10 protein-coding genes are annotated in these 14,801 nt (G+C 46.9%); 4 read left to right on the forward strand and 6 right to left on the reverse strand.

The annotated features are described in order from the left end of the window. Positions 1-20 precede the first annotated feature (20 nt). Genes KFF03_RS06725 through KFF03_RS06750 form a run of 6 tightly spaced genes read right to left on the reverse strand, consistent with a single transcriptional unit; the run spans position 21 to position 7,209 of the window. Positions 21-1,739 (reverse strand): BatD family protein, encoded by a 1,719-nt coding sequence (locus tag KFF03_RS06725; protein WP_255860007.1) that lies wholly within the window; start codon positions 1,737-1,739, stop codon positions 21-23. After that, positions 1,733-3,688, reverse strand: a complete 1,956-nt coding sequence (locus KFF03_RS06730; RefSeq protein WP_255860009.1) for a VWA domain-containing protein — start codon at positions 3,686-3,688, stop codon at positions 1,733-1,735. The genes KFF03_RS06725 and KFF03_RS06730 overlap by 7 nt, the downstream gene beginning before the upstream one ends. After that, positions 3,685-4,734, reverse strand: coding sequence for a VWA domain-containing protein (locus KFF03_RS06735; protein ID WP_255860011.1), 1,050 nt, complete (start codon positions 4,732-4,734; stop codon positions 3,685-3,687). The genes KFF03_RS06730 and KFF03_RS06735 overlap by 4 nt, the downstream gene beginning before the upstream one ends. Then, positions 4,734-5,264: a DUF4381 domain-containing protein gene (locus tag KFF03_RS06740; RefSeq protein ID WP_255860013.1), complete on the reverse strand. Its 531-nt coding sequence runs from the start codon at positions 5,262-5,264 to the stop codon at positions 4,734-4,736. The genes KFF03_RS06735 and KFF03_RS06740 overlap by 1 nt, the downstream gene beginning before the upstream one ends. Beyond that, on the reverse strand, positions 5,261-6,232 hold the full coding sequence (locus tag KFF03_RS06745) for a DUF58 domain-containing protein (protein WP_255860015.1): 972 nt from the start codon (positions 6,230-6,232) through the stop codon (positions 5,261-5,263). The genes KFF03_RS06740 and KFF03_RS06745 overlap by 4 nt, the downstream gene beginning before the upstream one ends. 2 nt (positions 6,233-6,234) lie before the next feature. Continuing rightward, positions 6,235-7,209 (reverse strand): MoxR family ATPase, encoded by a 975-nt coding sequence (locus KFF03_RS06750; protein ID WP_255860017.1) that lies wholly within the window; start codon positions 7,207-7,209, stop codon positions 6,235-6,237. Positions 7,210-7,430: 221 nt separating this feature from the next. Here KFF03_RS06750 and KFF03_RS06755 point away from each other — a divergent pair, with 221 nt between their 5' ends. From KFF03_RS06755 to KFF03_RS06770, 4 genes are all read left to right on the forward strand, one after another. Beyond that, positions 7,431-12,281 (forward strand): NAD-glutamate dehydrogenase, encoded by a 4,851-nt coding sequence (locus KFF03_RS06755; protein WP_255860019.1) that lies wholly within the window; start codon positions 7,431-7,433, stop codon positions 12,279-12,281. A 1,172-nt stretch (positions 12,282-13,453) separates the two neighbouring features. After that, on the forward strand, positions 13,454-13,846 hold the full coding sequence (locus tag KFF03_RS06760; protein WP_255860021.1) for a hypothetical protein: 393 nt from the start codon (positions 13,454-13,456) through the stop codon (positions 13,844-13,846). A gap of 45 nt (positions 13,847-13,891) precedes the next feature. Then, positions 13,892-14,164 (forward strand): hypothetical protein, encoded by a 273-nt coding sequence (locus tag KFF03_RS06765; protein WP_255860023.1) that lies wholly within the window; start codon positions 13,892-13,894, stop codon positions 14,162-14,164. A 224-nt stretch (positions 14,165-14,388) separates the two neighbouring features. Further along, entirely contained in the window at positions 14,389-14,727 is a 339-nt protein-coding gene (locus KFF03_RS06770) for a hypothetical protein (RefSeq protein ID WP_255860032.1), read from the forward strand. Positions 14,728-14,801: the final 74 nt, after the last annotated feature.

Below are 14,801 nucleotides of genomic sequence, written 5' to 3' on the forward strand. Positions count from 1 at the left end.
TTGGTGATTGTCTCGGCTTGTTAAGTGCCATAAAGCGGCTTTAACTCAGAAGAGCCACGATTGTTTTTCTGCTGACTTTCCATATTTTTTACCAACGCAAGTAAGTTTCCACCATTAAACGCGCTGCTGGTATCTGCTGCGTACAAATGTGCGTTCAGTTCATCGAGTGCGGCATGCAATTTGGGTTCGTTGCTTAATTGCTTAAGTTGAGTCAGTTGGTTGATGTGATTATCCGGGTAACGCAGTTTGGCCCAGGCTATCAGGCTGGTTCTGATGGTGTTGGCATTGTTTGCCCGGCAAGCCTGCTGGAAAGCCTTCCAGCTGTCTTTTTCACGGAGGTGCGAATCAGGCTTCTGGGTCGGCTTTGCCGGATTGCGGTGATAAACACGCCACAGCCAGAAAACACTGAGCAGGTTGGTGATGAGTAATAAGGCCGAAACAATGACCCAGATACCTTGCCCGTTGTGAGAAAGGGTAAGTGAGGAGGATGATTGCTGCTGTGTGTGGCCAGGGTTGCTTGCTGCTGTATCCGTTGCGGTTGAGCCAATGGCAGCTGAATCAGCCGTTTGTGTGGCGGCCTGAACCTCGATAGTTCGAGATGGCAGTACGGCATATTCTGTTTTTTGCAGCCGGGTATTCCACCAGGGAACCCGAATTTCAGGCAGAACCAGTCGGCCTGCAGCGGTTGGCACTACTGCCATCGATTGTTCCAGTTCACCATTAATACCAGCTTCATTGACCGTTTCTGAATGATTGGACTGGTCTGGGTAATAACGCAACTTATCAACCACAGGCAGGGCAATTGCCGGTAACTGACTTCCGCTTAAGCCCTGTGCTTTGAGAATAATGCTGCGGGTAATGGGTTCACCCACCGTCCAGTTCTGGTTGTTATCTGAAAAGGACTCACGGATGCTCACCTTAGTGCTCGGCAACCAGGGAGATTGTGGATATTCCGCGGGGATAGGGAGCACATTAATTTCAATCGGTTTGCTGACCACACTGAGCGGTTGGCCGCGGCTCCAGCGGTCATAAGGGTTGCTGATACGCCCACTGAAGCGTTGCCCGGGAATCACCAATGTGCCACTTTCCTCTGGGAAGACAGCAAACTGGCGTTCAAATACACCAAAACGCTGGCCTTCAATAATGGTCTGATAAGAGCGAACTTCGCCAAGTTGCTGTACCCGGGCGTCAGTGACTTTAAAATCAGACAGAGAAGCACCTTCTGGCGATGTGGTGTAATAAAACTTTTCGGTATAGAGGATTTGCCCCTGCACATAAACAGGGCCTTCGCTGATGCTGATATCAAAGAAAAATTCCTTGGCGAGTTTTTCTTTTACGGAAGCCGATACAGGCTGAACATCGATCACAATGGGTTGTGTGCTGGCACCGTTAAAACGGATGGCGGGTATGGTGATTTTTCCGGTTTTTTGAGGAGACAGCACAATGGCCCAGTCGGTGAAATATTCTGAGTTGCCGTTGATGGAACGAAACTGGGTCGATTGTTTTTTATTTAATACCCGAAAATCTTTTTCCAGTGGTGACAGATCCGGGCTACGGAAACTGACCTGTTCGTTATAACGCAGCAGTAAGGTGAAGGTGTCGTTTTCACCAACCACTTTACGATCAACACTGGCCGTCAGATCGGCTGCCATACTGATATTGGCAATTAACAAACCGAAGAGTAAAGTCAGCCACCATTGAATGGGCAGGTTATGTATTCGTTTGACAGGCGTTACCATAAAACATCCTCCTGTTGTTCATTGTCTCCGGCTTGTTGGCGATACTGATAAAGAAATTTTCGCTGTAATAAATTGCCGGGTTCATCGGGAATTCGATTGAGCCATTGCTGCATCGCGGCTTGTTCTTCACGGCTCAGGTCTGTTTGGGTTTCGGTTTGGGGTTGAGGTTGTTGAGCCTGATTTTCCTGCACAGCATTTTCTTTGGCTTCTTGTTCTATGTTCGCTTTTGACTCTTGCTCGGAGTTTTCCTTTGCTTTCTGCTCGGCGCTTTCTTTCGCTTTTTGCTCGGCGTTCTCCCTTGCTTTTTGTTCTGCAAAAGAATCATCTTCCTGACTAGATTGGTTTTGTTCGGAAGCGTTTTTCTGTTTAGCCGGTTTCTGTTGACCCGGCTTCTGTTGTTCTGAGTTTTGTTGGTTAGAGTTTTGTTGTTCAGAACTCTGTTGCTGATCTGAACCTTGCTGCTGTTGATCCTGTTTTTGTTGTTGTTCTGAATCTTGTTGCTGGTTTGAACTTTGTTGGTTCTGTTGCTGCTCTTGTTGCTGCTGCTTCAGTGCTTGCTCAACAATCGCACGATTCTCGCGAGCATCGGCAAAATCAGGGTTTTGTTGCAATGCTTCATCGTAGGCCGCCAGTGCTTCCTGATACTGACCGTTCTGCGCCAGTGCATTGCCATAGTTGTAACGACCTGTCGCGGTTTGATTATTGGCGAAAGCGTCGAGTGATTGCTGGTAATCACCGGCACGATAAGCAGCAACCCCTTGCCAATCCGGATGTTCAAATCGAGAGGCAGCTTCAGCTGGGTTGGATTCCAATAATTTTGCACCTTGCTGATTTGGTGTTTGCCATAAGTTATCCCACAGCGATGGACTGCTTTGGTCGTCAGCCAACGCGGATTGTGGCTGTAACAGCGGCATAATAATGAATAAGGTCAGTAGTAATGTCGCCGGCGGCATAAATAATACGCCGCGCCGGAATAACATTAAGGTGATGGGTAACAGCAGAAAAATTAACCAATAACCCTGGTCATGCCATTGATCAAATTGCGTTTGTTGCGACGATAATTGTTGTTCAAGCTGCACGTCGTTAGTGAGCAGGCTTTGCCAATCGCTATCGTCGAAGCGCAGCGCTTGCCAGGGTGTCGACAACTGCTGTGATAATTCGCGTATGGGTTTTAAATCTAACTGTGGCAAAACAATATTGCCGCTGCCATCGCGTAAAAATCCACTGTTAGGGACCGCAACCGGGGCTCCTTCGGCGGTACCTACCGCTAATACCGATAGTCGGAAGCGTTGTGGGTCCAATACCGTTTTAATGCGGCGGATATCTTTATGCTGTATGCCATCGGTAATTAACAATAATTGGGCGTGATTAATGCCCGTATCACTGACCAGCTGCTGTGCCAGAGCAATGGCTTTGTCCGGGCGACTGCCTGGCTTAGGCATAATAAACGGTGACAGTGACGGCAGCAGGTTCTGAATGGTATCGCGGTCATCGGTGAGTGGTGTAACGGTATGAGCTTCACCGGAATAACTGATTAATGCCGTCAGACCATCCTGACGCGCACGAATAATATCGGTAATTTTCTGAATAGCCCGGGTGGCGCGATCGGGTGTTACGTCTTGCGCCGCCATAGACAGTGACATATCCAATAAAATAACCAGTGCATCCTGATTTTTTTGTACTGGTGCCGGAAGTTTTTGCCAGCTTGGGCCAGCCAGTGCCAGTGTGGTGATTAACCAGGCGAATAATATCAACCAGGTACCGCTGTGATTATTGCGTTGCAGGCTATTATCCAGCAGGTGCGGCAGCAGGTGAGCGTCCACCGCTTTGTGCCATTGTCCGGCACCGAGCTGGCGTTTCAGTAACAGGATAAAAAACAGCAAAGCCGGGAGCAGGGCTAATAACCATAACGGGCGGAGAAAATGAAACTGCTGAATCCACTCCATCATTGCGATCCTCCGGCATTGTTGCTCTCATTATTTGAGTTATTGGAAGGAGGCATCAGACGCTGAAAAACAGACAGCTGTTTTAGTGTCAGCAACAAGCTCAGAATAAATGCCGTTAATAATGGCCAGTGATACAAATTTTGTTGGGGACGATATATTTGTGGGTCTTTTTCGGTTGGTTCTAATTCATCGATAAACTGATAAATTTGCTGCAACTCTTCACTGTTTCGGGCACGGAAAAACGCACCGTCGGTTTGCTGAGCAATTTGGCGTAAGGCTGTTTCATCGAGGTCACGGGACGGATTAATGCGACGGGTGCCAAAGAAACTCGGCACTTCCATAACATCCGCGCCCAGGCCAATGGTGTAAATTTTCACGCTGTTCTGAGCGGCTAATTCAGCGGCTTTTAACGGCTCAACTTCGCCGGCGGTGTTAGCACCGTCGGTTAATAAAATCATCACCCGGCTGTTTTCGGGATTATTCTGTAAACGTTTGATGGTCAGGCCAATGGCGTCACCAATGGCTGTCTTTTTACCGGCAAGACCAATTTGTGCTTCCGTCATAAATTGGTTCACCGTCGCCGTATCAAACGTCAGTGGTGCCTGCAAATAGGCATTAGAACCAAATAACAACAGCCCCAGCCGGTCACCCTGGCGTTGTTGAATAAAATCATTCAGCACCTGTTTCACCACAAATAAGCGATTAACCGGCCGGTTATTCCAGCTCATGTCTTCCGCTTCCATGCTTTGTGAAATATCCACGGCCAGCATCAGGTCACGACCGCTGATGGGCATTTGCACAACGTCTCCGGATTGATAAGGTCGGGCCAATGCGGTGAGTACACAGAGCCAGATGGCCAGAGGCAATAGCCATTGGCCACGCTGGCTGTCGAGGGATTGGGTTTGCTGATGTTGATCGCGGCTCCAACCTGATAACGATGGCACGCGTAGCGCGGCTTGCTGGGTTTTGGCTGCCGGGATAAACGCACGAATAATCCAGGGCAGCGGAATGAATAAAAACGCCCAGGGCCAGTGCCAGGTTAATTCCATTACACAGTTTCCTTGTGGCGGTTGAGGTGTTTCAGCCAGTTGTTACAAGCCGCTAGAAAGGCATCGGGTTGCAGTTCAGCGAGCTGTTCCGCCGGGCAATATAAGCCCTGGCTTAATGCTTGGGCATTATTGCCGGTAAACGGTGTGGTGGTGGCTGACTGATTAAGAAAATCCACCCAGGCATCTCCACTGAGCGACAAACCTTGCGGCAGGCGTGAACGGCACAGGCGCTTCAGAATCTGATTGGCTTGTTGCAAAAATAACTGATTATTTTGGTGCTGTTGCCATGCCTGATAGCTCTGTTGCAAAGCGCGCTTGGCGGCTCGTTTATCACGGTTGGATTGATAACGCCGATACAACAGCCAACCGAATAAGACGGATAGTCCAATAACCAGGACAATCAACAGCCACCATCCGGGTGCCAGAGGCCACCAGTGAATGGCTTCTGGTAAGTGCAGCTCTTTTAATGGCAGTGACTGGGCTTGGGCCTGGTGTTGAGGCGCAGCTGAAGGTAATGCTGTTGGATTCATCCTGCTCGTCCTATGCCTAATCCCTGCCGCAATTTATTCAGGGGCTCATCATTGGTAGAGAGTGAAATCAAAGGAACCTTCAGGCGTGACATATGTTGCGCCAGCTGTTGTTGTTGCTGGGCAAAGAGTTGTCGATGTTGTTGGCGCGCCTGTTGAGAGTGCGTATCCAGCATCAGTTTGTTCGTGCCGTCAGTGAGGTTATATAAACCCGCTGGTGGCAGTTCGGCTTCCATCGGATCGGATAAATGAATGGCGGTCAGTTCACTGTGGCGACTGACATTAAATAATTGCTGCTCACAATGATCATCAAAGCCATGCCAATCACTGATAAAAAAGATAGCGCTGCCGGGGCGAACCACGCGTCGTAAATGACGACAAATCTGCTGCATCCGTTGTGCAGGCGATGAGGCAGTTTCAGGCGATGCTGTAGCTTCAGGTTTTGTATGAGAATTGGACGTCAACGACGAAGGTAGGTCGGCCAGATTATGCAGCAGCTGTAATACCTGCTTGCGGCCAGTTTTCGGACGTAAATCAATTTCCTGCTGATCATCAAACACCAGACCACCGATGCGATCACCATTGTTCAGTGCTGCCCAGCTGAGCAGGGCGCTCAGGTCGGCAGCCAGCACACTTTTTAAGGTACGACGGGTGCCAAACTGCATATTTGCTCTGAGGTCACAGACAATCATCACCGGGCGCTCTCGCTCTTCCCGGAACAGTTTTATATGCGCTTCTCCGGTGCGTGCGGTGACCCGCCAATCCATCGCGCGGATATCATCTCCTGCCTGGTACTGGCGCACTTCGGCAAAGTCGAGACCGCGGCCCCGAATTCCTGAGGTATGGGTGCCGGCCAGATCATTTAAAATACGTTTCTGCTTGCGCAGTGGAATCTGGCTGGCTAACTCTCTCAGGCCAACCAGATTGGAGGGCAAAATATCAACGCCGCTGGAAAAACGTTCGGTGAGCATGATCAGCCTACAGCCACTCGCTGGATTAATTCGTTGATCACTTTATTGGCCGTCATGCCACTGGCTTCCGCTTCAAAGCTTAATAACAAACGATGACGTAACACATCATGTAATACCGCCTGAACATCATCCGGGCTGACAAAGTCACGGCCTTGTAACCAAGCGTGTGCGCGGGCACAACGATCAAGTGCAATGGTGCCTCGCGGGCTGGCGCCAAATTCAATCCAGCTGGCCAGGTCGTCACCGTAATCCTGAGGTTTGCGCGTCGCCATAATTAACTGAACGATATATTGTTCAACTGGCTCGCTCATGTGTAATGCCAATGCCTGCTGGCGTGCGGCAAAAATATCCTGCTGGCTGAGTGTCACATCGATGTGGTTGTCCTGATGTAAGGCTTCGCCTCGTGCCAGGCGTAGAATCTGTTGTTCTGCCTCGGCATCCGGATAATCAATGCTGACGTGCATCAGGAAACGATCCAGCTGAGCTTCCGGCAGTGGATAGGTGCCTTCCTGTTCAATCGGGTTTTGTGTGGCCATTACCAGAAACAGCTCGGGCAGAGCGCGGGTAACGCCCCCGACGGTGACCTGACGTTCTGCCATGGCTTCCAGTAAGGCGCTCTGGACTTTAGCCGGAGCCCGGTTAATTTCGTCGGCCAGAATCAGGTTATGGAAAATAGGACCAGCCTGAAAATCAAACGATTGTTGCTCCGGGCGGTACACCTCGGTACCGGTGATATCGCCGGGCAATAAGTCCGGAGTGAACTGCACCCGTTTGAAATCGCCTTCCAGACGTTCAGCCAGTGCATTAATGGCTTTGGTTTTTGCCAAGCCCGGTGCGCCTTCCACTAACAGATGGCCATCGGCCAGCAAACTGATTAATAAGCGCTCGACTAAATGGGGTTGTCCGATGATTTGCTGTTGCAGCGATTGCTTGAGTTGTGCAAATCCTTGTTGTTCTGGAAACTCTTGTTGTGTCATGTCCAGCAATTCCTAGAGCCTTGTTTTAGTTACGATTTTATTGGATCTCAACGAAGGGTCAATGTCTCTGTCGGGCCGATCAGCACAAGTTTCGTCGAATGCTGTCAGGGAGTGTAAAGAGTGTTTCGCTTGGTGGATATTATTTAGCTTAAGGATAATAAGGATCTTTTGTAACTAACTGCTACGCTTAGGTTAACTGTGTTTGTTACAAGGAATGCTCCATGTTAACCGCTTTGCACCAACTGATTGACGAACGTAATGACGAACAGCAGGCCGAACTGCTGAAAGACTTCTCCAGTCTTTATTATTCTGCAGCCCCCATGGAAGAGCTGTTGGCTCGTTCAGTTGAAGACTTATACGGTTCGACATTATCGTGCTGGCATCTGATTCAATCGCGTAAGCCTGGTGAAGCCAAGGTCAGGGTCTTTAATCCGGATTACGAAAATCATGGCTGGCAGTCGTTACATACCGTGATTGAAATTGTCTGTGAAGATATGCCGTTTTTGGTGGACTCAGTACGAATGGAGCTGAACCAGCGCCAGATGTCGCTGCACGCCATTCATTATTGCGCTATGCATTTGCAACGCAATAAATCTCATAAGCTGCAGACCAAAGCCAGTGCTGATGGCAGTCGCTGGCAACATGCGAGTGACAAAACCACCGCCGAAGCGATTATCTACATCGAAATCGATCATCACTCTGATCCACAAACGTTGGACAGTCTGACACAGGAATTATTGTCGGTATTGGCCGAAGTACAGCATTGTGTTGAAGATTATGACGCCATTCTCAGTAAGGCCGATGATGCACTGAAGCTGGTGGAAAACAGTAAACAATTCCCGGCCGCAGAGCGTAAACAGGCTAAGGCATTCCTGGAGTGGCTCAAAGACAATCACTACACCTTTTTGGCGTATGACGAATTTGCGGTGAAACACTCGGCACAAGGTGCCGAAGTGCAGCGTGAATTATCAGCCGATTTAGGTACTTTTCGCTTCCGCAATAATGACCAGGCTAAGTCAGCGGTACGGGAGCTGGATGCCAACACCCAACACTTTATTGAACAAAAAAGCCTGATTTCGTTTCTGAAGTCCGGAACCCGCAGCCGGGTGCACCGCCCGGCATACCCGGATTATGTGGTGATCAAGCAATATAACGACAACGGTGAATTGATTGGTGCGATGCGCTTTGTTGGTTTATACACCTCCATCGTCTACATCGAAACACCGAACAATATTCCGATTATTAACGACAAGCTGCAAGCGGTGCGAGAGCTGGCGGGTTTTGCCGGAAATAGCCACAGCGCAAAAGAATTAAACCGTATTCTTGAAGTGTATCCGCGGGATGAACTGTTTCAGTCCAGTGCCAAAGAGCTGAGTGAAACGGCAGTTGCCATTCTGAATATTCAGGAGCGTCGCCAAAGCCGGGTGTTCCTGCGAAAAGATAAATACAGCAAGTTTTTATCTTGCATGACGTATGTTCCCCGGGATATTTACAACACCGAGCTACGGGAAAAAATTCAACAGGTACTGGAATCTGAATTTAACCCACTGGATGTGGAATTTAATACGTATTTTTCCGAATCCATTCTGGCTCGCACTCACTTTATGTTGCGCCTGAATCCGGAAGAAAATGTTGACTTTAATGCTGACCTGATTGCCCGGAAAATTACTCAGGTCGTGCGTTCCTGGCAGGATGACCTGCATCTGGCATTAACCGAACAGGTTGGTGAAGAAAAAGGCAATATCCAGTTCCATCGTTATCGTGATGCGTTCCCGGCCGGTTATCGTGAGAGCTTTTCAGCGCGTACCGCGGTAACCGATGTTCAGCACATGGAAACCTTGCTGGATCGTGAGCCAGGTGAGCTGGCGATGAGTTTTTATCGTGAGCTGGAAGAAGCACCGGATCAACTGCGTTTTAAGTTATTTAACCGCGATACCATTTTGCCGTTATCCGATGTGATTCCGATTCTGGAAAACCTGGGATTACGGGTGTTGGGTGAACACCCTTATGAGATTCACCTGGCCGATGGTAAAAAAATCTGGATTCACAATTTCCTGCTGAAATACGACTTAGCCGATAGTATCAATATTTCGCAAGTGAAATGCCTGTTCCAGGAATCGTTCCGGGCTATCTGGCAGGGGCGTGCAGAAAATGACAGCTTTAACCGCCTGGTGCTCGGCGCTCAATTGGGCTGGCGTGATATTGCTTTATTACGCGGCTATGCCCGCTATATGAAACAAATTCGTTTTGGTATTTCCGAAGCTTATATTGCCGAAACCTTAGGACGTTATATCCCAATCAGCGCCGGGCTGGTGGACTTATTCCATCAGCGCTTTGGCCTGGAAGAGGTTAAAGAAGAAGTCCGTCAGGCTCAGGTGGAGCAGTGTGAGCAAAAATTAATCGAAGCACTGGACGGTGTTGATCAGCTGAACGAAGACCGCACCATTCGTCGTTATATTGAACTTATTAATGCGACCCTGCGTACTAACTTCTTCCAGCCGGATGAAGACGGTAATAACAAAGATTATATTTCGTTCAAGATTAATCCGGCGGCAATCAGTGACATGCCACTGCCGCGCCCGGTGTTTGAAATCTTTGTTTATTCACCTCGTATTGAAGGTGTGCATTTACGCGGCGGTAAGGTTGCCCGGGGTGGTTTGCGTTGGTCTGACCGTACTGAAGATTTCCGTACCGAAGTGCTGGGGCTGGTCAAAGCACAGCAGGTGAAAAATGCGGTCATTGTGCCGGTTGGGGCAAAGGGTGGTTTTGTTGCCAAACAACTGCCAAAAGAGGGCGGGCGTGATGCCTTTATGGCGGAAGGTATTGCCTGTTATCAAACCTTTATCAGCGCCTTACTCGACGTGACTGATAACCTGGTGGAAGGTGCGATTGTGCCGCCTAAAGCCGTGGTTCGTCATGATGAGGACGATCCATATCTAGTGGTCGCGGCTGATAAAGGCACGGCAACTTTCTCTGATATTGCCAATGAAATTGCGGTGAATCGTGGCTTCTGGATGGGCGATGGTTTTGCCTCCGGTGGTTCGATTGGTTATGACCATAAAAAAATGGGCATTACCGCACGGGGGGCCTGGGTATCGGTGCAGCGCCACTTCCGCGAGCAAGGACACAATGTTCAGGAACAGGATTTCAGTGTGGTCGGCATTGGTGATATGGCCGGTGACGTATTCGGCAACGGTATGTTGTTATCAGAACATATTTGCCTGGTTGCGGCCTTTAACCACATGCATATTTTTATTGACCCATCACCGGATTCCGCTTCCAGCTTTGTTGAGCGTCAACGTTTGTTTGAGCTGCCACGTTCCACCTGGGATGACTACGATAAAAAACTGATTTCCAAAGGCGGCGGTATTTTTTCGCGTGCTGCTAAGAGCATTCCAATCTCATTAGAAATGAAACAAACCTTTGGTATCACCGAAGACCGTATGGCGCCAAATGATTTAATCAGTGCGTTATTAAAAGCACCGGTGGATCTGATCTGGAATGGCGGCATTGGTACTTACATCAAAGCCAGCAGCGAAACCCATGCGGATGTGGGTGATAAAGCCAACGACGCGCTGCGTATCGATGCTCGTGAAGTCCGTGCCAAGGTGATTGGTGAAGGTGGTAACTTAGGTGTTACTCAATTAGCCCGGATTGAATATGGCTTAAATGGTGGCGCATCTTACACCGACTTTATTGATAACGCGGCCGGTGTTGATTGCTCTGACCACGAAGTGAATATCAAGATTATGCTGAACGAGATTCTCGATGCTGGAGATCTCACCCGTAAGCAGCGTAATCAGACCTTTATGGAAATGACCGATCAGGTGGCTGACCTGGTATTGATGAATAATTATCGTCAAACCCAGGCGATTGCACTGGCGTATCGTGATTGCCAGCTGCGTCTGGATGAGTACGTGCGCCTGATGCGTGACTATGAAAATAAAGGTAAGCTGAATCGTGCGCTGGAATTCTTACCTGACGAGGAAATCCTGGCAGAACGCCGAGCCTCATCATATGGTTTAACCCGTCCGGAATTATCCGTTTTAATTTCTTACACGAAAGCGGATTTAAAAGAATTACTGAATCACCCGGATATCAGCTCAGACAGTTATATCTCGGATATTCTGAAGACAGCTTTCCCACAGCAGTTGTCTGAACAATTTGGCGAGCCGATGTCGAATCACCGCTTAAGCAGTGAAATCATTGCCACTCAACTGGCAAACGATATGGTGAATTACATGGGTATCACCTTTGTTAATCGCCTGCACGATTCGACCGGTGCCAGCATCAGTGATATTGCCAGAGCGTATCTGACAGCCCGTGATATTTTTGCGTTACCGGATTACTGGCAGCAGATTTCAGCACTGGATTATCAGATTGATACCCAGGTTCAGGAAGACATGATGTCAGACCTGATGCGTCTGGTACGTCGTGCTACTCGCTGGTTCCTGCGTAATCGTCGCGTCAGTGTTGATATTGCCGAAGAGGTCGAACGTTTCCGTGAACCGGTGCAATCCATGATGGCTTCGCTGGGAGATACGTTAAAAGGCTCAGAATTGTCACGCTGGCAGGAGTTGTATCAACAGCGAGTTGATGCTGGTGTGCCGGAAGCGCTGGCAGCTGTGACCGCAGGAACTGCAAACCTGTATTCCAGCCTCGGGATTATCGAAGTGGCCGAACAAAGTTGTTCGCCGTTACCAGAAGTCGCAGAAACCTATTTTGTGATTGGCGAACACTTATCACTGAACTGGTTTATGCAGCAAATTAATGCCTTACCGTCACCGTCACACTGGGAAGGGTTAGCGCGTGAAAGTCTGCGTGACGACCTCGACTGGCAACAACGTGCTCTGACCGAAGGGGTGCTTGGTTTATTACAACAGCACGAGGGTGATTTGATTAAGGCACTGGATGTTTGGGAAGAAGAACAATCGGTGCTGGTGGATCGCTGGCAGCGTATGTTGAACGAATTAAAAAATGTCGATGTGGTGGAGTTCCCGATGGTGTCGGTGGCACTGCGGGAACTATTAGATCTGGCGCAAGCCAGTCGCCATTTCCGCGTGTGTGAATAATGTTGCTGTGGTAAGCGATTAGCTCGTTTATCACGGCAGAAATAAACGACAAATAGTGAATGACCAAAGCCTTCTCTGAAAATATTTGAGAAGGCTTTTTTGTTTTTAATAAATAGCCATAAATAGCTTTCATCATAGTGCGGCCATATTAATACGAGTCAGTTTTGATAGGCTATATCTATGGATGTTGGTTGTTAGGCTCATGGTTTAAGTGCTTTAACTGATATTGTTGTCATGTTAGGGTTGCTTAAAATTTTTAACCCTACCCCTTTGGGTGGTCAGCAATACGCTGCTGATACTATTGCTGAGGCAGTGAATGCTTTTGCGTCAATGCCTGTGAAGTTAACGAGTGACGCAATTAATCATTCCGTGGATAAAATACTGACTAGAAGTGTTCGGGGAGTTAGTATGTTTTATCAATTGTTGAGCTTTATCTTTTTGCGTATGTTCCCCTGATTCTTTCAGAGAAGAAACTTCGTAAAAAGTATCCATGATTGAGGTATGCTTGCCATCTGTTGTTTGTGAATTAGGTGGGGATATAATGGTAGCTCAAGGTTTTCAGGAAGGAAGGTTTTATGAAGAGAGCTTTAATTGAGTTGAATAAAGGATACATGTTTTTGTACGTGTGTTTTTTGTTGTTGACTGTAATTTTTTCTTTTGATCCTTCTTGGGATTTTTATTCGCTTTTATTGTTGTTTCTATCTCCATTTGCGATGTATATTCTGATGGCGAATTGCTATGAGTTGAAGAAGCCGGTATTCGTTAGCTTTTTTGGATTTTGCTACCTTTTTTTAATCGTATATATGCTCTTTGGGTATTATGGAAGTGAGGCAGCTTATGTTTTTTATTGTGGGTTTGCCTTTAATTCATTACTGGCGTTTAATCTTGTATTTTATTTGAGGAGGTAGTTTTTATATGAGTTTTGTTAAATATGTGAAAGATTAATATTTATTTGATTGTTGTATAATTGCTTTAGATTGATTTTTGCAGTGGAAATTATTTGAAGTTGGTTGGTTAGCTGGGTGCTATCGCCAATGTCAGAAGATCTAAGGTTTTATGTGGTATTTTTTATCTGATGCTATCGAGTCTTGCCGCTTGCTATAAAATCAGTATTGGTTTTTTGTCAATAATTATATTGGTATGAATCATGGGAGGGTGTGTTGGTGCGGTATGTGTTATTTTTATTAATTCTTCTTTGTAATGTTGCAAATGCAAGGGATTGTTCTCTTGAGGTGGAATTCAAAAAATTAGTTGAGCTGAGTTATGATATTCCAGGAGGTGGAGTTGATAATATATTTGCCATTAAATATATTGGTCATGGTGGTAATGATAGCGAGATATTAAGTAAAAAGTATGTTGCAGGTGTTGTATGGAGATCTCTTGCAACTATGGCAGCAATTAAACGGTTTGGTAATGTCGAAGGATCAAGATGTTACGGTGATAAGGGAATATTGGAAATATATGTTGATCATCATTATGTTGATGTTAATTTTATTCTTGCTCAGTTCTATTTTGATAATGGTCGCTGGAAGTTGGTTGCCGTAACGACAGAGTATTTGGATTGATAATAATAAAGAAGTGTAGGGCTATATGGTAGTGAGCAAGCCAATATGGCCAGGCACGAAGGGTTGGTTGTTGATGGAATTGTCTCTGACTGCTTTTCATCTTCTTCGTGTAAAGAAAATGTGTTGATTGCAGTTGAGGATTATATTAAGGCTAATGATAGCGCTTATTTTCGTGCCAGAGTAGCTACTAGAACTGTTGTTGGTGTTCTAACTGGTGCAGGTCTTATTAGCACTCATTGCGCAATTGAAAATGCTGTGCTTGACGGAGCAATGAGCGCTGAAGCACTTATTCCTGTAGTGATTTATGGTCATGATTAAGCAAAATATCTCAATCTTTGTTTCTTTTATTATTATTTTTACAGTATCAATGGTGGTTTTGAAATTAACAAATAGTTTTACATTTTTTATTATATTTCCACTTTTTATGTCTGTAATAGTATGTTTTTCTTACAAAAAAAACTGGAGAGCTATCGTTGGTGGTGTGCTGGGGTATCTTTCTTCATATTTTTTTATGTGAGCGGTAGTCTTGAGAGCAATATTCAATGAATTGGCTAAAGAAGAAACCAATACTCTTAAGCATCACCTTACTGTTAACTGCGTGCTCCACCCCTTATAAACCTTACGGTTTTTCAGGTGGCTACCAGGATGAAAAAACAGCTGAAGGTGAATATAACCTGAGCTATGTTGGCAACGGTGTTACATCAAAAGAGAAAGTAAGAAAAATGTGGCATCGAAGAGCAGCCGAGTTGTGTGATGGTTTGTATGACTTTGAATACCTGAATGAAGACGATATTAATCATACCCTTTTTACAGGTGGGGCGGTTGTTCCATTGTACTTTCCCCAGATTGTTGGGACGGTGACTTGTCAAAACCCGCAGTAAAATTATCTGATATTTGAGTGAGTTAATTAGCTGGAATATATGAAAAGCCTTCTCAGAAAGTATCTGAGAAGGCT

The organism is Bacterioplanoides sp. SCSIO 12839 (genome assembly GCF_024397975.1).
In the GTDB taxonomy this organism is placed as follows: domain Bacteria; phylum Pseudomonadota; class Gammaproteobacteria; order Pseudomonadales; family Oceanobacteraceae; genus Bacterioplanoides.